This is a genomic window from Streptococcus sp. 'caviae' (assembly GCF_001937065.1).
Taxonomy (GTDB): domain Bacteria; phylum Bacillota; class Bacilli; order Lactobacillales; family Streptococcaceae; genus Streptococcus.
The window spans coordinates 123817-144897 of sequence record NZ_MOWR01000004.1 but is presented as its reverse complement, the minus strand read 5'-3'; the positions used below and the strand labels follow the sequence as shown (position 1 = coordinate 144897).

The window sequence follows — 21081 nt, the reverse complement described above, 5'->3', positions numbered from 1 at the left end:
GACAAAGGCAGCTTGTCTTCCAGATGCGCCGCAGCTTCAGTCCCGCTTATTCTGCCTCTGCTGGACGTGATTTTCTTGCGATATCGGCTAAGATATTTTCCGTAAATTCAGCAATGCTTTCAGTGTGTGTTTGTTTGCTGCCGTAACGGCGGACATTGACAGTCTTATCAGCCTGCTCCTTGTCTCCAACGATGAGTTGATAAGGCACTTTCTGGGTTTGGCTGGCACGAATTTTGTACTGCATTTTTTCGTTGCGCTCGTCCACCTCCACACGAATACCGCGGTTACGAAGCGTTTTAGCGACTTCCCAAGCGTAATCAATGTGCGCTTCGTTGGAGATTGGGATGACGGTTACTTGCTGCGGTGCCAACCAGGTTGGAAAGGCACCCTTGTAGTTTTCAATCAGAATAGCGGTGAAGCGTTCCATAGTTGAAATAACACCGCGGTGAATCATGACTGGACGGTGTTCTTCGCCATCTGCGCCGACATATTTGAGGTCAAAACGTTCTGGCAAGAGGAAGTCCAGCTGAATAGTTGACAGGGTTTCTTCATTGCCAAGTGCTGTTTTCACCTGAATATCCAATTTTGGACCGTAGAAGGCTGCCTCACCTTCTGCTTCAAAGTAATCCAATTCCATATCGTCCATGGCTGCTTTGAGCATAGCTTGCGCATTTTCCCACATTTCATCGTTGTCATAGTATTTGTGAGTGTCTTTAGGATCACGGTAGGACAGGCGGAAACGGTAATCTGTCAGATTAAAATCTTCGTAAACGTCAATAATCAATTGCAGTGTCTGCTTAAATTCGTCTTGAATTTGCTCTGGTGTCACGAATGTGTGACCATCGTTCAATGACATTTCACGCACACGCTGCAAACCAGTCAGGGCACCCGATTTTTCATAACGGTGCATCATACCGATTTCAGCGATACGGATTGGCAACTCACGGTAAGAATGAACATGGTGTTTGTAGACTTCAATATGGTGTGGGCAGTTCATTGGACGCAGGACAAATTCTTCACCATCTCCCATATCCATGGTTGGGAACATGTCCTCACGGTAGTGATCCCAGTGACCAGATGTCTTGTAAAGATCTACAGAGGCAATTGGTGGTGTGTACACGTGTTGATAGCCTGCAGCTAATTCCTTATCGGTAATGTAGCGTTCCAAGATACGGCGGATAGTTGCCCCATTTGGCAACCAGAATGGCAAACCTTGTCCGACTTCTTGGGAAATCATAAAGAGATCGAGTTCTTTACCAAGTTTACGGTGGTCACGCTCTTTAGCTTCCTCTAAGCGCTTGAGATAAGCTTTGAGGTCTTTTTTATCGAACCAAGCCGTACCGTAAATCCGCTGCATCATAGCATTATCGCTGTTTCCGCGCCAATAGGCACCAGCCACATTAAGCAAGTGGAAAACTTGGATGCGACCAGTTGATGGCACATGTGGGCCGCGGCAGAGATCCACATATTCTCCTTGACGATAGATGGTAAGGCCACCTTCATCTTCTGAGTGTTCTTCAATCAACTCCAGCTTGTAAGGATCGTTTTTAAAGATTTCACGCGCCTCATCCTTTGTCACTTCCTCACGAATAGATGGGAAGTTTTCTTTGACGATCTTCTTCATTTCTTCTTCAATACGCGGCAGGTCTTCATTTGAGATTTGGCCAGCTTCGTTATCGGTATCATAGTAGAAACCATCTTCAATAGCAGGGCCAACACCCAAATGAATATCTGGAAAAAGGCGGCGTGCCGCTTGGGCAAAGAGGTGAGCAGCTGAATGACGAAGAATTGGCAATGCATCTTCGTGATCAGGTGTCACGATTTCTAGACTACCATCTTGGGTAATCGCGCGTGTCGTATCAATCAGTTTATCGTTGAGTTTCCCAGCTAAAGCTTTTTTAGCCAGAGAATTTGAAATTGATTGCGCAATTTCAAAGGTTGTCACACCAGATTCAAATTCGCGTACAGCACCGTCTGGAAAAGTAATTTTAATCATAATTTTCTCCTTTATTTTCTCTTGTTAATGTCTTTTGACTTTACCAAATTACTTTAAGTAAATGTCACATAATCAAAGTTGTTACCTTGAATAGATTCAAAGTTTTCCTTGTGCCATTTGGTACCTACCATCGCCTTGTTAACATGAAGAGTAGTAGATTTACTTTCCTTGGTCTCAATCGTCAATTGATAGCCCATTAGTAGTTTTTTCTTAAACTCACATCGCTCCATATCTGCTACTTCAATAACGTCCAAAACTTCTTCAGGTTTCCCCATTGCAGAAACACCTATCACTATAAGTCTATCGCTTGAAAAAATAAGTAAGAAATAAGCATTTGTACTACTTCTGCCTATTCTTTTTGTAGCCCAGATAACTTTGCTATCTTCCGAATAAATTTCCTTTTCTTTTAAAAACTCAATCACTTCTTCATATTTTAAAAACATACTCTTCTCCCTTTCCGAGATATTTATAAAAAGCTTACTGCTCTTATTAGGCTCACCTACTTCACTCCATTTTATTTTGCAGATTTAAGTGTTTCTCCTTATCAGATAGGAAGGTTTCCATCTCTGCTCGGATATCAATATCGAGACGCTGAGACAGCTCTAGGAGCCACCAAATCGCCTCTGCTAGCTTTTGCTCGAGTTGATAGGGAGTTTCATCATAGTAACGACCTTGTTTGGTCATCACTAAACGATTTAAATTACCAATATCATTTCCAAGCGCTAGCAAATCCTCTTCGATAGACCAAGCCTGGCCGTGGTGCTTTTCTTCCAGCTGGTGGTAGGCCTTGCGAATGGCGACACTTCTACTAATCCAATCGTCTGAATACATTTGCTGACTCCTTTTAAACATCGTTATAAAAAGCTCGACTGTCTGGCTGTCTGGCACTTACAAAAAAAAGCGCCGCCCTAAAAAGGACGTCGCAACGTGGTTCCACCTTCATTCGTGTACAACAAAACAAGCTTGTTGACACCTCAGATTGGCTATATCGTAGCCACCGTTTTATGTTTGCATAAAATCGAGGAAGGAGTATTTCTTGATAGGCCTGCGCTTTTTCACCGACCAAGCGCTCGCTAGAAGACCAGACACAAGAAACTTGTCTTCGCTCTTTATTATAGCAGGTTTTCTTAGTTTTTCAAGCCTCTAATCTAGAAAATCGCGAATAGCATTGACCAGACGAACCGGAGCCTTAACCACCTTGACGGATGTCTTGGCAGTCTTTTTAAGGGCAGTAGCCGGAAGTTTGATGGTTGATTTTACAAGTTTGATAGAAGTATCTGTCCTGTTGCCTTCAACAGCCAAGGACAGTTTTTCCTTTTGTTTAGCCTTTTTCGAAATAATCATGTCCAGATAAAAAGCAAAAACAGATTTTCCAAAATGCTCAGAAGAGATTTCGTACAACTTTTTCTGCCAGAGTTTGTCATCTTTGGCTGGCGTAGATATGATAGCATCTAAAACAGCATCTACCAAATCAGATTCGGTTTGATAGAGGGTGCCAAACATCTTATCAGTAATCAAATCATTAAGGTAAGGATTAGCCTGAGCGATAATAGGTTTACCGCTGGCCAGACTTTCAGTATAGGTCAGACCTTGCGTTTCACTGGTTGAGGCACTGACAAAGAAATCAGAAACTTTGTAATAAAGAGCTGTTTCATCAGGCTCTACCATTCCTGTGAAAATAATATGATCTGTAACCGCCAAGTCTTCAGCTTGCTTTTTTAAATCGTCAAGATAAGGACCGTCTCCAACAATAAGCAGCTTGACCTTGGCATTTCCCGTCAAAATGTCTGGCAGATTTTGAATTAGAGCCTGAATATTTTTTTCATAGGATACTCTGGACAAACTTAAAAGAACCGTTTCGTCAGGTGCAAGACCTAACTTTTGGCGCAGGGCATCAATATCATCTTGGCTGATATCCGGCCGTTCATAATTTTTCAACTCAATGCCTGTGGGAATAATCCGCTTAGGAATTTTTACAGAATAGCCATCCAGCAAATTCAGAGCAATGCGGCTGGGACAAATAACCCCGTCAAGGTCGCTTAGATAGCCGCGAATGATATATTTAACCATGCTGGGGCGAATCAACTTGCCGTTGGCGATGTAGCGGACATAGTCTTCATACTGGGTGTGGTAGGTATGAATAACCGGGATGCGCAGGGCTTTTCCGACCATTTTTCCTAAAATCCCCAAGCTGAATTCTGTCTGAGTATGAATGATATCTAATTTGTAGGTCTTGGCAATTTTATAAGACGCAAAAAGTCCCCGATACACAACTCGGCGATCCGTAAAGGAAATAAAGGGAACACTAGGTAGGCGAATGATTGTTGGATCTTCATAACGCCCCACATGCTTATCAGTCGTCGTAAAGATATACACTTCATGCCCTTGCTTTTCCAGTTCTTCCTTCAGGATTTTGATACTTGTTGCAACACCTGAAATCTGCGGCAGATAAGTATCGGTAAAAAGACCTACACGCATCCTACTCCTCCATTACTTTTTGATAAACGCTGACCAATTCCTGAGCTATTCTATCAATATTGCGGCTTCTAGCTACTCTGTAGCCAGTTTCTTTTTTATGACTGCGGCCATCAAGAACTTTTTGAATAGCTTCTTCAAATCCTTCAGCTGTAGTCGCAAATTCAACGTCTTCGTCCGTTATCCAGCCTTCATAAACTGGAATGTCTCTGAGAATAACATGCTGATGACTAGCTAAAGCTTCTAAAACAGCGATACCTTCTGTCTCTTCCAAACTAGGGAAAAAGAAGGCATCCGCACCGCTCATGGCTCCTTCAAAAACATCCCCTTTAATATAGCCGGCAAAGGTCACATTTTGGGGGTGGTTTTTAGCAACAATGGCTCTGACATCATGGGGAATAACCCATTTATTGGTTTCCCCAAACCAGATGAAGCGAACATGCGGCATTCTCTCAGCAACCCTGATAAAATCCTCAATCCCCTTACGCTTAAAATACAGGCCGGCGCAGATAACCACCTGCTCATCTCCTGTCAGCTGAAAATAACGGCGAAAGGCTTCTTCCTTGGCCTCGCTAGGCACATAGCGCTCCAAATCAATACCGTTAGAAACAGCATAGATGGGCTTTGTAATGCCGTATCCTGCAATCAAACGCTTTGAATAAGGAGTCGGAGTAATGATGGCATCAGCTTTTTTATAAAAATGACAAAGATATCTTCTAAAAAGCGGCGCCACTAAATTGGAACCGATAAAGGAATTTCTAAAGTCTTCCTCGGTCGAGTGCCCGTGCATAATAATCTTTTTGCCTGATTTTCTGGCACGGCTCATTAGACGCCAGCTTTTAAAACCGTAAGTATTTATATGAACAAGATCGTAATCATCTTCTGGATTTGTCGTGTACTCAATTCCCGCTAAGGTCAGGGCACGCTCTTGATGTTTGATGGCGCGGCCGATACCTGATTTTCTCAGGTAGTGCTCTGCCTCCAAATACAGTAAAACTTTCATGCTTCTAATTATAACACTAAATCTTTTGAGATGCCACTGACGGCTGCTGCACCAAATTGACCAGCTATGCTGCAGTTCCTGCCAAAAATCTGTAAATAAAGCGGCTAAAACTGCCTATCCTCCGCCTTTTCAAGCACTTTACTACAAGAAAACAGCTTGAAAAACAAGACCGCAAAAAGCGAGGATAAAGACTTGAGCATCATCGCCGCAGACTCTTAGTCCTCGCTTTTTCCTTATAGCATTAGGAGTGAGCATCCTTACTTACCCAAGCAGATACAGAACCCGCCTGCACAGGAAAATCGCCCCAGCCTTGATCATCTAAAACAACCTCTTCCGAACAGTTGCCCAGATAATCCACAAAAACTTTATTCTTATTATTTTCTCCCATGGTCATATGCTTCCAGCCTGCCTCGCTGTTGGTCATGACAACAGCCAAACCATCAGGGTGTTCCTCATCTCCCAGACAGGTCCAGCCGATACAGTTCGGATGATCAAAATAATTCTCAGTCGGACCGTAGACATGGTATTTCCTAATATAAAGGAGCTTATCTAAAACGGTTTGGAAGGATTCCTGGGCGAAATCACCTGAAATACCGTAATAATCGCCATAGAAAACACAGGGCGTTCCTTCTTGGCGCAGCAGAATTAAACTGTAAGCCAAAGGCTTGAACCATTCAGCAACCGTTGATTCCAAAGCCTGTCCCCTTTGCGAATCATGATTGTCCACAAAGGTGACAGCAAAATCAGGATTGCTTTGCATGAGACTGTCATCTAAAATGGTTGCTAAATTAAAATCTGCCCCCTTTTGTCCGGCTTCAAAAAAATTCATGTGCAGCATGACATCAATGAGATCCATTTGAAGTCCGGTATCATTAAGATAGTCGGTAATATCAAAATTGCTGTCCTTCCAATATTCCCCAAAGACATAGAGGTCTTCTTTAAAATGATCGCGAATATAACCAATAAACTCCGCCATAAAATGCTTATCGATATGCTTGACAGCATCTAAGCGAAAACCGCCGACACCGCTTGTTTCCAAAAACCAGCCGGCCCAGGATTTGAGATGCTCTGCTACCTCGGGATGTTTGAAGTCAATGTCATCATACATGAGGTAGTCGTAATTGCCGTTTTCCTGATCAATATTTTCCTGATTGGCCCAGCCTTTATTGTCCCCCAGAATCATGTAGATACCTGTTTCATTATGCAGGGCATCGTAGTCTACACCGGTAAAATGGTACCAGTGCCACTTGAAATCACTGTAGGCATTTTGCCGTCCCGGAAAATTAAACTGCGTCCAGGCTTCAATCTCATAGGGCTCTGAAATTTTTTCCTGACGGTTGCTGGGATTGGCCTTGATTACCTCAAATTTTTCCTTGGCATCGCCATTGGCCTTATGGTTAAGAACAATGTCCGAAATCGGCATGATACCTTGTTCTTTGAGAGCTTTGACAGCTTCTAAATAATCTTCCCTGGTGCCGTATTTGGTCCGAACGGTTCCGTTTTGGTCAAATTCTCCCAAATCGTAAATATCGTAAACGCCGTAACCAACATCATTTGAGCCTGTTCCCTTAAAAGCCGGCGGCATCCACACCTTGCTGATGCCGATTTCGCTTAAATGTTGGGCATCCTGAGCTAAATGCTGCCAGTGCTGTCCGTCATCCGGCAGGTACCATTCAAAATACTGTATCATTGTTTCATTTGTCATAAGTGCTCCTTTTTATAAAAAGAGTCCAGAAGATAACTCCCAGACTGCTTGCAGAGATAATGTAGTCCTTAATTGAGATAGGTAACTGCTCAAGTGCTTTTGGACACTCTCAGATGTGCAGCCCATCATTTTCTGTAGATTTTATTAAGGTCCTATAAAAGTTATAATTTTCGGTAAAGCAGAAAAGCTGCTTCTATCGCGGTTAACAGCGTTTCTTGCCCTTTAGCCGTTCCTTATTTGGTTGTTCCCCGCTGGTTGATACCGTGGTTAAGAACAATTTCTTTTTCTTCCAATTCTTCCTTGTTCATAATCTTGGTCAGCATGCGCATGGCAACAGCACCCAAGTCATAGACAGGCTGGCTGATAGAAGTCAGATTCGGACGGGTATAGGAAGTAATGGCCGAATCATCGCTGGTAACAATTTCAAAGTCATCCGGTACTTTTTTACCGGCAGCAAAGAGACCGTTTAAAAGACCGGCAGCCAGCTCATCTTCAGCAACATAAGCAGCCGTCGCACCCGAATTAATAACCCGCTGAGCAAGATTGTAGCCTTCTTGATATTTATACTGTGCTTCAAAAACAAGCCCTTCTTTGAAACTGAGCTTATTATTCTTAAGCCCTTCCTTATAGCCGGAAAGGCGCACCTTGCCATTAATATCATCAATAAGAGGTCCCGATACAAAGGCAATCTTTTCGTGATTTTTAGCCAGTAAGTCAACAGCATTTTGAGCAGCCAACTTATAATCAATATTAACACTTGGCAATTGGTGCTCAAGGTCAACCGTTCCTGCCAGCACAATCGGTGTACGCGAACGTGAAAATTCCGCACGGATCTTTTCGGTCAGATGGTGTCCCATAAAGATAATACCATCTACCTGCTTTGCAAATAAGGTATTAATGACATTGACTTCCTTGTCATCATCCTCATCGCTTGAAGCAAGAACAATATTATATTTATACATCGTCGCAATATCGTCAATTCCCTTAGCCAAGATTGAAAAATAAGCATTGGCAATATTAGGAATGACAACACCGACGGTTGTCGTCTTTTTGCTCGCTAAACCACGCGCCACAGCATTGGGCCTGTAATCCAGACGGTCAATGACTTCCAGAACTTTTTTCCGAGTATTTTCTTTTACATTTTTATTGCCATTTACAACGCGGCTGACCGTCGCCATAGATACTCCGGCCTCCCGGGCAACATCGTAAATAGTGATAGTGTCGTCTGTGTTCATCCTTGCATCATCCTTTCTACTTTGAAAATTACGCTTCCAATGCTATTCTAGCACTATTTGAAAACACTTTCAAGTATAAGAGTGCAAGTTTTATGAAAAACTTAGCATAAACTTGATTTTTTTGTGCTTTTTTGAAAGAATAGAAGGCGAAAGAAGGTTTTTATATGTCCAAACAAGCACAATTAATTCAAGCGCTCAGGCAGGAAGGAACTGCTGCAGCTGTCCTGTCTGATCCTGTTTCCATCAGCTATCTCACAGGTTTTTACAGCGACCCGCACGAACGGCTCATGCTGCTCTTTTTATTTGCAGATAAAGACCCTCTGCTCTTTTTACCTGAGCTTGATGCCGCCAGAGCCAAAAATCTCATTGATTTCCCGGTTCTTGGCTATATTGATTCGGAAAATCCTTGGGAAAAGATTAAGACATCACTAACCAAAACTGACTACTCAAAGGTTGCACTGGAATTTGATCATCTTAATGTCACCAAGTTTAAGGGACTCGAAAGCATCTTTTCCGGACAGTTTACTGATTTGACCCCCTTTATGAACCGCATGCGCCTGATTAAATCGGCCGATGAAATCCAAAAATTATTAAAAGCCGGAGAGCTGGCAGACAAGGCTGTTCAAATTGGTTTTGACAGTATTTCCCTTAATGCTGCCGAAACAGACATCATCGCCCAAATTGAATTTCAAATGAAAAAGCTGGGCGTCGATAAGATGAGCTTTGAAACCATGGTGCTGACAGGCAAGAACGCCGCTAATCCTCACGGCATCCCTGGTACTAATAAGATCGAAAACAATCATCTGCTGCTCTTTGACCTTGGTGTGGAAAGCAGCGGCTATGTCAGCGACATGACCCGTACAGTCGCTGTCGGCCAGCCTGATCAGTTCAAAAAGGACATCTATAATATCTGCTTGGAAGCTCAGCTGACAGCTCTTGATTTTATCAAACCCGGTGTCACTGCTGCTCAGGTCGATGCTGCTGCCCGTTCAGTCATCGAAAAAGCCGGATACGGAGAATACTTCAATCACAGACTGGGCCACGGTATCGGTATGAGCGTCCACGAATTTCCTTCTATCATGGCCGGCAATGATCTGATCCTGGAAGAGGGCATGTGTTTTTCTGTTGAACCCGGTATCTATATTCCTGAAAAAGTCGGTGTGCGTATTGAAGACTGCGGTCATGTCACCAAAAACGGCTTTGAAGTCTTTACTAAAACACCTAAAGAATTGCTGTATTTCTAATATTTTGAGGCTCCTTGTCAACTGTAGTGGGGACTTATAATTAAGCACGAGAGAATCAAATGGATTCTCTCTTTTGTGATGTTTAAAGCAATGAGAATTTTCGTTTTGAAATTGTTGAAGTTTCGAAAGCCAAAGCTTGACGTTTGATATCTTTGATGAGCTTGTTGGTTGCCTCCAGCTTGGCATTGAAATAAGGATATTCAAGGGCCTTAGTGATATAAGCCTTGTGTTTAAGAAGGTTCTAAAGACAGTTGAAAATAAAGATAGGGGGTTAGGCTTTCTAAAAATCATATTTGAACATGTTTTCCTAACAGTGTGGGCAGACAGGCGCTTAATAATCTAGCTTGTATTTCGATATGGGTTTGATGGTGTAAGATAAACAAAATTTTGATGTTTTTATTTTTCCATCTGCTTAAATCTGTGTACTCTTCAGGTGTTCCATTGAAAAGACAACAGTTTTCTGAACAAAAATTATAAAGTGTTTTTCTAAGCGCGATGAGCTCACGCTGTTCATCCGTTAGATTATCTGCAGTTTTAAAAGAACCAGTTGTTTTAGTCTGTCTGATCCACTTATCAAAAAGAGAAGCACAACGGCCTTGCCCCTCTTGAAATGAGGAACAAGGCCATTGCTTGATCGTTTATTATTTCACTGTCCACTTGACAGGGAGCTATTCAGTTTCTCAGTCTTTTTGCATGACCAGATTTATTAGCTCACTTAATTAAAAATCGGAATAGTTAGAGGGATATTTTTCTCATATTCCACATAAATTGTCAGAATCTTTTTTTCTTTGAATTTTCGCATCAGACTTGTTAAATAATATTAATTTAGACCAAGACCCCTTGCTTAAGAAAATCCTAAGCGTTAAAATAAAAGCGTAAATTTTTATAAAATTTTTCAAGACATGACCACACTGTGAAAATAGTATGAAGGTTTATTAAGAAACGATCACAGACCAAGATGGATATTTAGCAGAGGGACAAAGAAGGGGGAATATGTGTATACTCTAAATAAACGATAATGATTTGAAGAATAGTTTTACTAGGAGAATATCCTCAGTCTAAGACTGTTTGGCTAAAAATATTTTTATGGAGGAAGTATGAAACTGAATTTAAAACTGACTGAACATACAACCATGTCTAAAAATACTTTCGTTTTTATAGTAATCTATGTCCTCAGCCTGGTTATACTAAGCCGTCTTCGCAAGTATGAAGTAATTGATGGAAATTTATTCCTCATTTTTGGGATTATGGAAATTTTAGCAACCATCTATGCTTGGATTGTTTTTATAAAAATAGTAATAGGACTATTATCCCATAAAGATTTTGTCTGATATCCTTGTAACAGGAAGGAAAAATACTATGAACACAGTGACATTAAATTCGATGGCTTTGGCTATCGGAACTTTGACAACTTTAAAAAACGCATTTTCCTCGCTTGGAACCTAACAAAAGAGAAGACCAATCTGGTCCTCTCTCGTTGTTCCTTATCAGTCACTCACTACAGTTGACAATGAGCCAAAAAAGCCTATCATCTTGGGGCAACATGCTCCACTAAGATGATAGGCTTTTATGTTTATGGCAACAGAAACTGTAGCAGCTCTGGCAGCCATTGTCACTCTTACTGCCTTGACTTCATCAATCTTCTAAAATTTTAAAGCCTAGGCTGGTGCTGTCCCGCAGGAACATCTGCACTGTTTCCAGTGAATATTCCGTTAAATCTTTATCTTTTAAGGCTAATTTTGCGATTAAATCTGACGTACAGGTAATAATATCAACACCCAAGCGATCAGCCTGATAAATGTTGAAAGTTTCGCGAGGGCTTGCCCACAGCAGTTCAACAGCCTCCTTGGTCCGACAAATCGCCAGCGCTGCTGCCATGATTGGTAAAGGATCTACGCCTGTGTCAGCGATCCGTCCGGCAAAGATAGAAACTATCGCCGGCACACCTGCTTGCAAAGCATCAACCACAGCCTGCGTTTGTTTGAGGGTGAAAATAGCTGTTACATTTAATTTTATTCCTTTTTGCGACAGTTTTCTGATGAGCGGAAGAGTTGTTTGGCCTTTGGAATTAGTAACAGGGATTTTGACATAAATGTTTTCACCCAAAGAAGCAATTTTTTCTGCTTCTTTTTCCATTGTGTCTAAATCATCTGCAAATACTTCGAAAGACACTGGATAATCCCTAATCTCCTTTAAAGCTGCTTTAGCAAAGCCAATATAGCTTGTTATGCCTGCCTTTTTCATCAAGCTGGGATTTGTGGTAAAACCAGTTACCAGACCTGATTTAAGATCCTTTAGCATGGTTTCTAAAACAGCACCATCTGAGAAAACTTTAACTGATAATTCTTGTGACATGGTACCCTCCTAGGATAATTTATTCTTCTTCGTACTGATTGTTTAGAGCTTCTTTTGATTTGCTTACAAGCGATGGCAAAAGCAAGGCAATCGCAAACAAGATGACAATGATGTAAATACCGACTTGGCCAATCCATTCGCCGACACGCCCCAGAACAATGCCAAAGACACCAAAGTCAACGTCGCCAAAGGTCGTATTAGCAAAGCCTAATTTCCCCAGAACCGGCAAGACCATGGCCGGCAGAAAGGCCAGCAGCAAACCATTGACAAATGAACCGACTACCGCACCGCGGCGGCCTCCTGTTGAATTGCCGAAAATACCTGCCGTTGCTCCGCAGAAGAAATGAGGAACCATACCAGGAATAATAAGAACACCGCCAATGGCACCTAAAATAAACATCCCGACCAGGCCGCCCAGGAAACTAAAAGCAAAACCAATAATAACTGCTGTTGGCGCATAAGGGAAGAATACCGCACAGTCAACCGCCGGAACCGCATTGGGAATCAGTTTTGAAGCGATACCCTGAAAGGCTGGAATTAAATCAGCCAAAATCATACGAACACCTGCGTAGACAATCGCAACACCTACTGCAAAGGTTAAACCGCTGAGAACAGCAAAGATAAAAGGATTTTTGCCATCAGCCAATTTTGCGACAACGGAGCCGCCTCTTAGCAAGGAAGCAATTGTGGCAATCACATAAAAGATGACCATAATCAAACCTGTGGAAATGGTCGTATTGCGCAGGAAACTCCACTTTTCAGAAATTTGCAGGTCTTCTGTCCCCTTGCTGCCTTTACCAACCTTACTGCCAATCCAGGCGGACAGATAATAGCCCAGACTGCCGAAATGTCCCATGGCAATTTCATCACCGTCGGTAACCTTCAGCGTGTACTTTTGTCCGATAGCCGGTGAAATGGCTGACCAGGCACCCAGAAGAAAACCGCCGATGATGACTAAAGTTAAACCGCTAAACTTCATGGCTCCTAAAACCGCTGACAGGAGACAGGCCATGAAAAAACTGTGATGTCCTGTCAGAAAGATATACTTGAAGCGCGTAAAACGGGCAAAGGCTAAATTTAGCAACAGACCAACAATCAAAATGGACATGGTTTCCACACCCAGTACCTTTTGAGCTACGGAAGTGACGGCTTCATTATTGGGCACAACCCCGGTGATATGAAACCCGTGTTCAATTAAAGCAGCCAAAGGCGACAGGTTGTCCGTAATGACAGTGGCACCAGCTGACAGCATCAAATAACCTAAAATAGGACCCAATGTTCCAGTCAGCACTTTGTGACTGGGTGTCTTCATGGCGACTAAACCAACAAAGGCAATTAAGCCCATCAGGAATGCTGGTTCACTTAAAATATTTTGTAAAAAGGTTAACACTGCTTCCATTTTATTTCTACCTCAACTTTATCATGACTGATTCATTTCTTGTAAAACAGGAACTAAATCTTCTTCAATTTTCTTGCGATTGGTGTAACTTTTAACAATGCAGACGTTTGCCTCTGGAGGAAAAATATCTTTAAATTCTTTTACGGTGACGTACAAATCTGCACCCTTGCCAACTGCCGCATTTGAATCACAAGACTCTGCTTCCACTTCAATGCCTAAGGATTTAGCGATAGCTTCAACCTTCATCCGTAAAAGCAAACTGCTGCCAATACCATTTCCGCAAACTGTTACAACTTTAATCATCCTCTTCTCCTTCCTCAATTGTTTGACTGATAATTGTCAAAATCGCCGCCTTATCCTTAGCAGCAATCAGTTTTTCAATGGCCTCTTCATCTTCCAAAACCATGGCAAGCTGCTGCAAGGCTTTTAAATGCGCTGTGGAATCAGCCGCTGCAAGGACAAATATTAGCTGAACCTGCCTATCCTCATCTCCTTCTGCTTCCAAATCAAAATCAACCGGCTCCTTTAACTGCAAGAGGCTAATGCCCACTTTATTGACACCATAATCAGGAGAAGCATGCGGCACTGCAACCTTAGGAGCCAAAACAATATAAGCTCCCAGCTTATTAACAGATTCAATCATGCCGTCAATATAGGCTGGTTTAATATACTGCTGTTCAAGCAAGGGCTGAGCCGCCATTCTGATAGCATCTTTCCAGTCTCCAGCAGTATCCGCCTGCTGGATCAAATCAATCGTTAATAAATCCAATAATCCTAATCCTCCTATCTCTTCTATTTGCTTTGCTCCGATAATATAATTTGATAAATCATTAATCAGTGATAATCTATCATGGATTGTGGTATGTTTTTCAATAACAGCCAGCAATTCTTCTATAGAAATACCATCATCAATGGATAACTGAAAATCTTCACAGACTCTTTTTTTCAAAATCATTTTTTCAATAGGATTCATCAAGGGCTGGATTACATACACTGGTTTGAGATTATCAAAGTAGACCGATGAAAAAATAAGGTCGTAGCTGGTCAAGTCAATGTTTTTAATCTTATCCAGCTGATGAATTTCCTGAAAAGTCATTTTGGGAAAGAGCTGCTTGAGTTCTGACTGCATGATCAAAGATGAGCTGATGCCATTTGGACAGACAGATAGTGCTGTCAGCTGCCTTTTGGTTTGGGTCTGCTTGGCTGTCAAATAGCCGCCAAAATGAATGGTAAAATAGGCTACTTCATCATCACTGACAGCCTTGCCAACACTCTTTGCCAAGGGTGTCAGACTCTTCTTAACCAAGTAAAATAAGGAACGGTAGTCTGACATAATCTGCGATTTCAAAGGGTTGACTAAAACAATATCAAACAAGAGACGGTAGTAGGCTGGCAGAAGATGCGTGTACAAGTTCTTGCGAAACTGCACAGAATCCTGAAAAGTCAGACCGGTATTAACCTTTACCAAATCAATGATATCCGACATAATGGCAGTAACCGTCTCATCCGGAAAATCAAAATAATCCCCTTGTACACAGCCGACAATACGAGAAGTCACAAACCATTTTTCTTCTGACAAATTGGGAAAGGCCTTGAACAAATCCTGGATTAAATGCCCCACAGCTGTCTGAGAAATCTGCTCCAATTTATCCCAATCATGCGGCATATCAGACTTCAAGGATAAGTGATTTAAAAAAGCGATCAAATAGCAGACTTCATTGGTCTTTTCTGAAATGAAATAAACATTATACTGTTTCCCAAGGGCGATAAGAACTGAAGCAATTGCTGTAATATCCAGCTTTATCTGGCAATTAACAGCAATATACTGAATCAGCCACTTGCCGCTGTTAAAAGAAAGCAGCTGAGCAATGGTATTCTCCAGGAGCTTTCTTAGCTGTAAACCACCCCCTTCAAGAAAATAACCTTTTTTCCTGGTATAATGCAAGTCAATCTGAAAGGAAGCCAGCTTACTTCTGACACCCTTTAAATCCGTCAAAACAGAATTCTTGCTAACCCTAAGCAAATACTGTAAATGATAATTGGAAATAAAGTTCTGCCGGAGCAAAAGGTACAAAATAATCATATCCTGCCGCTCTTCTTGAAAGAAGTAATCCTCAAAATCAGGAAACATGCGCTCCAATAATTCTGTCATGGAAACATTGGGAACCAAGAGACGGTCCTCTTTCACCTCAATGAGGTCATAAGCGTATTTTTGCAGGACATCATTTATTCTGGCAATATCTGCAAGCAAAGACTTTCTGTTGGTTTTTAATATATATTCAAATTCATTAAAAGAACCATTAGGGTATTTAGAAAAGACTTGAAATTTTTTAATGAGCTCATTGGATAACATTTCAATTCCTCCTATGGTTCCAGTATATAAGGAAGCGCTGTCATTTTCAATTTGTTTTGAGCACAATTTCGGTCTCCGCTTTTTCCTTTGAATTGGGCTGACCTATATCAGGCGCAAATAAAAAACAGAACAGCTCCGCAATCATGGCGCCTGTCCTGCTCTCATCAAGAAGTGAAAAAAACGAACCTAGGGCAATGATACCCCAGGTTCGTTTGATATAATTTCTTTATTTAGAATTATTCCGTTTGCGATGATTAGTGCCGTTTTCTTTTCATATCAATAAATTGAAGAAGGCCATTAACCGCAAAAACAGTTACAGCAGCTAAAAGCACATAGCCAACATAATAAGAAAAAGTCATGGGACTAAAAAGAGCAATTACAGCAATAGAGCCAACAAAAGGAACCGCATAATCTAAGACAAGGAAAACCCATCTGGCATTGCCCTGACCTTCCTGTCCGGCAGAGATATTGAAGCGGCGCTTGAAGAAACTGTTGGGCAGATCACAAAGAGCGTAAGCACTGCCCAGAAGAAAACCAAAAAAAAGATTGAAGAAAATGTCATTGTGGTAATCAGCGACCAAAGACAGGGAAAGAAAATGCGGAATGATCCCCAAAAACAGCCCCCAAATAATCTGAAAAAAGGCAGTCAGAGCAATCATCCCCCAGAAGCCCTTCCACGTTTTATTGGGGCCTAAAAAACGTCTGCCGTCAGACTTTTTGAGACCGCCGTCAATGGGCTCATCGATCCAAGCCAGGAAGTCAGATTTACAAAAAAATTTATTGGCAACCCAAGCAAAAATCACAGGCAAAAGGGTCACATACATCATCGCTATTGTCTTCAAAAGGTCTCTCCTCTTTTCGTATAAGCTTATTATAGCACATTCTTAGCAAAGTGGAACAGAGACGTGCTGGGAAAATGAGGAAAATAATAAGTACTCAGGAAGTCACATTTTTATATTAGTCAAAAAACCAAAATGATTCTGGACATACAAACAAAATATCTGTTTTTATATTCCGATAGAAAAACGTTCTAACTCTGATGAATTAAAACGTTTAACTGTACTGAAATAACCTAACCCTACTTGGGTTAGGTTATTGATTATTAAGCACCTTGCTCTTCTTTAACCAATTTCCTATCGTAATTTCTAATAAATGGATAGTAAACAAGGAAAGCAGCTAAAGCACAGATCAAGGCCAAAATGATGGCTCTCCAGTCTCCTGTACCGATGAATGCTCCAATACCAACTGGAGTTGGCCACGGAACATTAGCAAACACTGCCTTAATCAAATCCAACTTCATAGCGAGATAATAAAGCGTTGCGGAAGTCATAGGCGCCAAGATAAATGGAATTGCCAATGCTGGATTATAGATAATTGGAATCCCAAAAATAAGCGGTTCATTAATATTGAAGATAGCTGGAACAACTGAAGCTTTACCAATAGCACTTAATTGTTCCGATTTAGCACGGCTAGCTAACCAAATACAAAGCCCCAGAGTAGCACCGGATCCGCCGGCGATAACAAACATATTAGACCACTCACCTGCAACAATATAACGCGTTCCTTCCTGAGCATTACTAGCCATATTAGCAAGTGCAATCGGATTAACAAAGGCAAAGATAATATTAGCACCATGAATCCCTACAATCCAAAGAGCCTGTGTTAAGAGATAAATAATCATAATACCAATCCAGGTACCGGTTAAATTCCGTACAAAGCTAAACGGAATAGAGATAACTTCAAAAATATCTGTTCCAAGCATAATAAAGATACCATTAAGAATAATGACGGCAAAACCAATCACAAATCCCGGTACCAAGGCGGTGAAACCACGGGACACTCCTTCCGGAACAGCCTCTGGCATTTTAATGACCCAATTGCGCTTAATACATAAACGATAGAGATAAACAGTCAGAACCCCCATAATAATAGCGGTGAAGATTCCTGTTGTACCAAAACGAGTAACTCCATTGCTGACAGCCCAGCCATCTGCAATAACTGCTCCTTTTTTAAGTTGGCTAACAGCTGACATTGATCCTTTATTAAATACAACTTGAGGAACAGTCATCAAAAAGGCAAAAAGAGAAAGCAGGGCACCGTTTAGAGGATTCATATTTAACTCTTCCTCTTCCGCATAAATTTTTGTCAATTCATAACCCATAGTTAAGACAAAATAGAGTGATAAAGAGCCCATAGTTGCGTAATTAATAATCATATATAGGGCTGTAAATTTATCAAATGAAGCTGCGAAAATATCTTTGATCACAGGCAAGAAAGAAAACGAAACCGGCAAAACACTAAAAACTAAGACCATAGAGCCAACAATAGTAAATGGTACAACAGCCATCCCTGCTGCTGTAATGGCTCGGACAATTTTATACTGCGCAATAATGCTCATTGGACCCATGAGATACTTGTCCAGAAAACCAAACAATCCTTTTTGTTCATCCATAAATTTTTCCTCCATTAAATATACTTTTCAATATGATTATGAAAACGACTGTAAAATTTGTCTTCGTTATTATTGATTTGTCTGATACGCCTGAGATTATACCAGCAGATAAGCAAACCAAGAAGCTGTGCTAGGGCAAAAAATATGTGGGCTGACACAGTATTTGAAAAGAAAGGAACAGCCGCTGGTAGCTGCCGAGGTATCATCGTAACAGCCAGCAGCAACAACTCTACACTGATTTGAATTTTGAAAGCCCGCTTAGTCTGTTCAAGATAAACCTCCTTAGCTCCGTAAAGTTTAAACTGCTCAGCACAGGCTGCAATAATCAAAAACAGCAGAATCACTGGTAAAATGAGGTAGACGCTCGGTCTGTAAACCTGAGAAAGTAGCCAATAAAGATTCACAAAGAAAAATAAAGCCAGACTGTATCGAAACAGCAAGTAGCGTGAAAACAGATTATTTTTTAGTCTCATCTTTTGTTTTAGCTGCTGATTATCTGTCCTTTTTGACTCTTTGTCCAATTGTTTAGACATCCCAGTTCCTTTCTAATTTACCTTCTTATACAATTCCAGCATTTCAAGTGCCACTTCTCTCAGGGTCATCGTTGTCATGAGGTGATCCTGAGCGTGAACCATGATGATTTCGATTTTAATCTCAACTCCGCCGGCATATTTCTGCAAAAGATCGGTCTGCGCCTGATGGGCCTTAAGCATCTCATCATTTGCATTTTCAAGCTTTTGCTCAGCTAGGGCGTAATTGCCGGCACGCATGGCTTCAAATGCTTCGTGAACAATTGAACGCGCATTGCCAGAATTTAAAATAATTTCAAAAGCTGCAACCTGTAATTCTTCTGTATCCATAAAATTCCTATCCTTCCTTATGTTCAGATAAAAAAACCTTCCTAAACGCTGTGAATGACTCGCTTGCAAGCAGCTGCTCCTGCAGCTTGGGCTGATCCGTCAAGTCAACAATCTTATTTGTAATAGCAGCCAGTCCCTCATTTTCATAGACAGACGGTGACACCAGAAAGACTAGCTGAACATTGCTAAAATGAACATCCCAGTCAATCCCATGTTTAATAATAGCTACTGCAATTTTATGGTGCTTATCAATCGCCTTGATTGGATGAGGCACGGCAATCACATCGCTGAATGCCACGGTACTCATCTCCTCACGGCGATGAACTAAATCAAGCATTGATTTGGCGTAGCAGGCGTCTTGCTTATCATTGAGGGAATTCACCATGGATGCCAAGAGTTCTTCCTTGTCAGCACTGTCAAAGATCTGAAAATAGCGCTCTGAAAAATAGTCATCGAAGACCTGCTCTAAGATAAGGTTATCCTTAGGTTTGTCTATTTTTTTAGAAGATGGCTGAAGGGCTATTATTTTTTCCTTAATCTTAGCCACTTCTTCCTCTTTTAAAAAGACGCTGACTGTCAGGACAGGAACACTAAAAACTAAATGCGACAAATCAATTGAAGAAACGATGAGATCAATTCCCTGCAGCTTATCATCGCTGATATCATAATATCCGATAACATCTGCAACGTTGATATAGGGGCTCAGTTCATTATTAAGCCGGTTGTTCAGCATTTGAGCGCTGCCATAGCCGGTTGCACAGATGACCAAGACATTTAATTTGTTTTCTTCGCACTGCCGTTCTAAAGACGCCATCAAATGAAGTGTAATGTAGGCGATTTCATCGTCAGATAAACGGTAAGCTGCAAAAGCCGCCAAATCTTCCAGCAGTTTTTGGGTCAAATGAAAGGCCTGGCTGTACTGCTCCTTGATTTCCCCCAGCAGCGGATTGTCCAGATGAACATCAATCGCCAAACGCTCTGCTAACACTTCCAAATGAACCAAAAGCCCCTCAATCAGGGTGAAATCAGCTGCAAAATGATAACCGTAACGGCTGTCAATGTTTTCAAGAGCCTCCGTCAGATCATGGCGCAAGAGCTTATTGCTGTCCTTAGATTCTGCATGCTGATCGTCATTTTTCTGAGCCAGCAGGTGCAAAGCGATATAGTTCACTTCTTCTCTTGGGAAATTCAGCTCCATGCGGTTTTGAATTCTCTTTAAGATGCGTCCGGCTACTGTAATTTCTTTATGGAATTTCTCGTCATCAATAGCAAGGGGAGAGAGGTCGAAGCCGTCCTTAACCCGTTTGATAGCAAGGGCAATGTGAACAACCAGATTTTGAATCATAAAATCCGACAGTTTTAAGTTTTCACTGCGGCATTCATCAAGAACAATAATCGTCAGCTCTTCAAAACTGATGGGAAGATTGAAGAATTCATCACCCACATACTGATGCAGATTTTTAAGGAAGTGACCGCTGAAAAAATAATCCATGATGAACCGTCTTTTGTCGTGCTCACTTCCTTTGACAAAAACTCCCTTATTAGCTCTGCTTTCGATATTTAAATCGTATTTCATCAGTTCTTTTCTGATTTTTTTGAAATCCGAAGACAGCGTAGAACGGCTGACATAGAGCTGATCCATCAGGTCATCAAAGAAGATTTTATCTTGTTCAAAAATAAGTTTATTTAAAATGTAATTATGCCTGTCAGTGATATCAATCATTTCTCTGATTTGATCCAAATGATTGTCCGAAAGAAAGGACAGATACTTTTGCTCATCAGTGACCTGCATTTGATAGCCATAGCCCTGTTTAGCAATGATTTTGATACCGGTATCCTGTGGCGAATAAGCCATGAGAGACTTAATATAGGTTCGGGCTGTTCGATCTGAACAGGACAAATGCTCAGCCAATTCTTTACTCGTCACAAATCGGTCTCGGTGCTGAGATAAATAATTGACAATCACCTTTTCCTTTTGACCTAGCATAATTACCCTCCTTATTC

18 protein-coding genes and 2 pseudogenes are annotated in these 21081 nt (G+C 41.4%); 3 read left to right on the top strand and 17 right to left on the bottom strand.

Annotated elements, in window-relative coordinates; translation table 11 throughout:
- Positions 1 to 46: 46 nt before the first annotated feature.
- The 7 genes from thrS to ccpA form a co-directional block, all read right to left on the bottom strand.
- Entirely contained in the window at positions 47 to 1996 is a 1950-nt protein-coding gene (gene thrS, locus BMI76_RS05645; protein WP_075346614.1) for a threonine--tRNA ligase, read from the bottom strand.
- Between the two features lie 53 nt (positions 1997 to 2049).
- Positions 2050 to 2439, bottom strand: coding sequence for a hypothetical protein (locus tag BMI76_RS05640; RefSeq protein ID WP_004227090.1), 390 nt, complete (start codon positions 2437 to 2439; stop codon positions 2050 to 2052).
- Positions 2440 to 2500: 61 nt separating this feature from the next.
- Positions 2501 to 2827 carry a 30S ribosomal protein S15 gene (locus BMI76_RS05635; protein WP_075346613.1) on the bottom strand — a complete coding sequence of 109 codons (327 nt, stop codon included), beginning with the start codon at positions 2825 to 2827 and terminating at the stop codon, positions 2501 to 2503.
- A gap of 312 nt (positions 2828 to 3139) precedes the next feature.
- On the bottom strand, positions 3140 to 4474 hold the full coding sequence (locus tag BMI76_RS05630) for a glycosyltransferase family 4 protein (RefSeq protein WP_075346612.1): 1335 nt from the start codon (positions 4472 to 4474) through the stop codon (positions 3140 to 3142).
- A gap of 1 nt (position 4475) precedes the next feature.
- Positions 4476 to 5474 (bottom strand): glycosyltransferase family 4 protein, encoded by a 999-nt coding sequence (locus BMI76_RS05625; protein ID WP_075346611.1) that lies wholly within the window; start codon positions 5472 to 5474, stop codon positions 4476 to 4478.
- Between the two features lie 241 nt (positions 5475 to 5715).
- Complete coding sequence (locus tag BMI76_RS05620; protein WP_075346610.1) at positions 5716 to 7179, bottom strand: alpha-amylase; 1464 nt, start codon at positions 7177 to 7179, stop codon at positions 5716 to 5718.
- Positions 7180 to 7412: 233 nt separating this feature from the next.
- Positions 7413 to 8414, bottom strand: a complete 1002-nt coding sequence (gene ccpA, locus BMI76_RS05615) for a catabolite control protein A (protein ID WP_075346609.1) — start codon at positions 8412 to 8414, stop codon at positions 7413 to 7415.
- Between the two features lie 164 nt (positions 8415 to 8578).
- Between ccpA and BMI76_RS05610 the strand changes: the two genes are divergently transcribed.
- Complete coding sequence (locus BMI76_RS05610; RefSeq protein ID WP_075346608.1) at positions 8579 to 9658, top strand: Xaa-Pro peptidase family protein; 1080 nt, start codon at positions 8579 to 8581, stop codon at positions 9656 to 9658.
- A 17-nt stretch (positions 9659 to 9675) separates the two neighbouring features.
- Here BMI76_RS05610 and BMI76_RS05605 read toward each other — a convergent pair.
- Positions 9676 to 9916: pseudogene (locus BMI76_RS05605) on the bottom strand (transposase); the annotation flags it as partial.
- An 839-nt stretch (positions 9917 to 10755) separates the two neighbouring features.
- Between BMI76_RS05605 and BMI76_RS05600 the strand changes: the two are divergent.
- Positions 10756 to 10989: a hypothetical protein gene (locus BMI76_RS05600; RefSeq protein WP_075346607.1), complete on the top strand. Its 234-nt coding sequence runs from the start codon at positions 10756 to 10758 to the stop codon at positions 10987 to 10989.
- 42 nt (positions 10990 to 11031) lie between these two features.
- Positions 11032 to 11166, top strand: a pseudogene (locus BMI76_RS10665) (ISL3 family transposase); the annotation flags it as partial.
- 127 nt (positions 11167 to 11293) lie between these two features.
- Here BMI76_RS10665 and BMI76_RS05595 read toward each other — a convergent pair.
- From BMI76_RS05595 to BMI76_RS05555, 9 genes are all read right to left on the bottom strand, one after another.
- Complete coding sequence (locus tag BMI76_RS05595) at positions 11294 to 12013, bottom strand: transaldolase (protein WP_075346606.1); 720 nt, start codon at positions 12011 to 12013, stop codon at positions 11294 to 11296.
- A 19-nt stretch (positions 12014 to 12032) separates the two neighbouring features.
- Positions 12033 to 13412: a PTS ascorbate transporter subunit IIC gene (locus BMI76_RS05590; RefSeq protein WP_075346605.1), complete on the bottom strand. Its 1380-nt coding sequence runs from the start codon at positions 13410 to 13412 to the stop codon at positions 12033 to 12035.
- 21 nt (positions 13413 to 13433) lie between these two features.
- Positions 13434 to 13715, bottom strand: coding sequence for a PTS sugar transporter subunit IIB (locus BMI76_RS05585; protein ID WP_075346604.1), 282 nt, complete (start codon positions 13713 to 13715; stop codon positions 13434 to 13436).
- A complete protein-coding gene (locus BMI76_RS05580; protein ID WP_075346603.1) occupies positions 13708 to 15765 on the bottom strand; it encodes a BglG family transcription antiterminator in 2058 nt (685 codons plus the stop codon). The genes BMI76_RS05585 and BMI76_RS05580 overlap by 8 nt, the downstream gene beginning before the upstream one ends.
- A 254-nt stretch (positions 15766 to 16019) precedes the next feature.
- Positions 16020 to 16607 (bottom strand): CDP-archaeol synthase, encoded by a 588-nt coding sequence (locus BMI76_RS05575; RefSeq protein WP_075346602.1) that lies wholly within the window; start codon positions 16605 to 16607, stop codon positions 16020 to 16022.
- Positions 16608 to 16867: 260 nt separating this feature from the next.
- Positions 16868 to 18217, bottom strand: a complete 1350-nt coding sequence (gene celB / locus BMI76_RS05570; protein WP_075346601.1) for a PTS cellobiose transporter subunit IIC — start codon at positions 18215 to 18217, stop codon at positions 16868 to 16870.
- A gap of 14 nt (positions 18218 to 18231) precedes the next feature.
- The gene (locus BMI76_RS05565; RefSeq protein WP_075346600.1) at positions 18232 to 18750 is read right to left on the bottom strand and encodes a hypothetical protein; all 519 of its coding nucleotides are present in this window, start codon (positions 18748 to 18750) and stop codon (positions 18232 to 18234) included.
- Positions 18751 to 18762: 12 nt separating this feature from the next.
- Positions 18763 to 19077: a PTS cellobiose transporter subunit IIA gene (locus BMI76_RS05560; protein WP_075346599.1), complete on the bottom strand. Its 315-nt coding sequence runs from the start codon at positions 19075 to 19077 to the stop codon at positions 18763 to 18765.
- 7 nt (positions 19078 to 19084) lie between these two features.
- Positions 19085 to 21064: a transcription antiterminator gene (locus tag BMI76_RS05555; RefSeq protein WP_075346598.1), complete on the bottom strand. Its 1980-nt coding sequence runs from the start codon at positions 21062 to 21064 to the stop codon at positions 19085 to 19087.
- Positions 21065 to 21081 lie beyond the last annotated feature (17 nt).

What these genes read in the sequence shown, in the direction of transcription:
- BMI76_RS05560 (WP_075346599.1), bottom strand. Translation starts at nt 19,077, where the DNA reads ATGGATACAGAAGAATTACAGGTTGCAGCTTTTGAAATTATTTTAAAT.
- BMI76_RS05640 (WP_004227090.1), bottom strand. Translation starts at nt 2,439, where the DNA reads ATGTTTTTAAAATATGAAGAAGTGATTGAGTTTTTAAAAGAAAAGGAA.
- BMI76_RS05610 (WP_075346608.1), top strand. Translation starts at nt 8,579, where the DNA reads ATGTCCAAACAAGCACAATTAATTCAAGCGCTCAGGCAGGAAGGAACT.
- BMI76_RS05580 (WP_075346603.1), bottom strand. Translation starts at nt 15,765, where the DNA reads ATGTTATCCAATGAGCTCATTAAAAAATTTCAAGTCTTTTCTAAATAC.
- BMI76_RS05585 (WP_075346604.1), bottom strand. Translation starts at nt 13,715, where the DNA reads ATGATTAAAGTTGTAACAGTTTGCGGAAATGGTATTGGCAGCAGTTTG.
- BMI76_RS05600 (WP_075346607.1), top strand. Translation starts at nt 10,756, where the DNA reads ATGAAACTGAATTTAAAACTGACTGAACATACAACCATGTCTAAAAAT.
- celB (WP_075346601.1), bottom strand. Translation starts at nt 18,217, where the DNA reads ATGGATGAACAAAAAGGATTGTTTGGTTTTCTGGACAAGTATCTCATG.
- BMI76_RS05555 (WP_075346598.1), bottom strand. Translation starts at nt 21,064, where the DNA reads ATGCTAGGTCAAAAGGAAAAGGTGATTGTCAATTATTTATCTCAGCAC.
- BMI76_RS05620 (WP_075346610.1), bottom strand. Translation starts at nt 7,179, where the DNA reads ATGACAAATGAAACAATGATACAGTATTTTGAATGGTACCTGCCGGAT.
- BMI76_RS05635 (WP_075346613.1), bottom strand. Translation starts at nt 2,827, where the DNA reads ATGTATTCAGACGATTGGATTAGTAGAAGTGTCGCCATTCGCAAGGCC.
- thrS (WP_075346614.1), bottom strand. Translation starts at nt 1,996, where the DNA reads ATGATTAAAATTACTTTTCCAGACGGTGCTGTACGCGAATTTGAATCT.
- BMI76_RS05595 (WP_075346606.1), bottom strand. Translation starts at nt 12,013, where the DNA reads ATGTCACAAGAATTATCAGTTAAAGTTTTCTCAGATGGTGCTGTTTTA.
- ccpA (WP_075346609.1), bottom strand. Translation starts at nt 8,414, where the DNA reads ATGAACACAGACGACACTATCACTATTTACGATGTTGCCCGGGAGGCC.
- BMI76_RS05590 (WP_075346605.1), bottom strand. Translation starts at nt 13,412, where the DNA reads ATGGAAGCAGTGTTAACCTTTTTACAAAATATTTTAAGTGAACCAGCA.
- BMI76_RS05565 (WP_075346600.1), bottom strand. Translation starts at nt 18,750, where the DNA reads ATGTCTAAACAATTGGACAAAGAGTCAAAAAGGACAGATAATCAGCAG.
- BMI76_RS05630 (WP_075346612.1), bottom strand. Translation starts at nt 4,474, where the DNA reads ATGCGTGTAGGTCTTTTTACCGATACTTATCTGCCGCAGATTTCAGGT.
- BMI76_RS05625 (WP_075346611.1), bottom strand. Translation starts at nt 5,474, where the DNA reads ATGAAAGTTTTACTGTATTTGGAGGCAGAGCACTACCTGAGAAAATCA.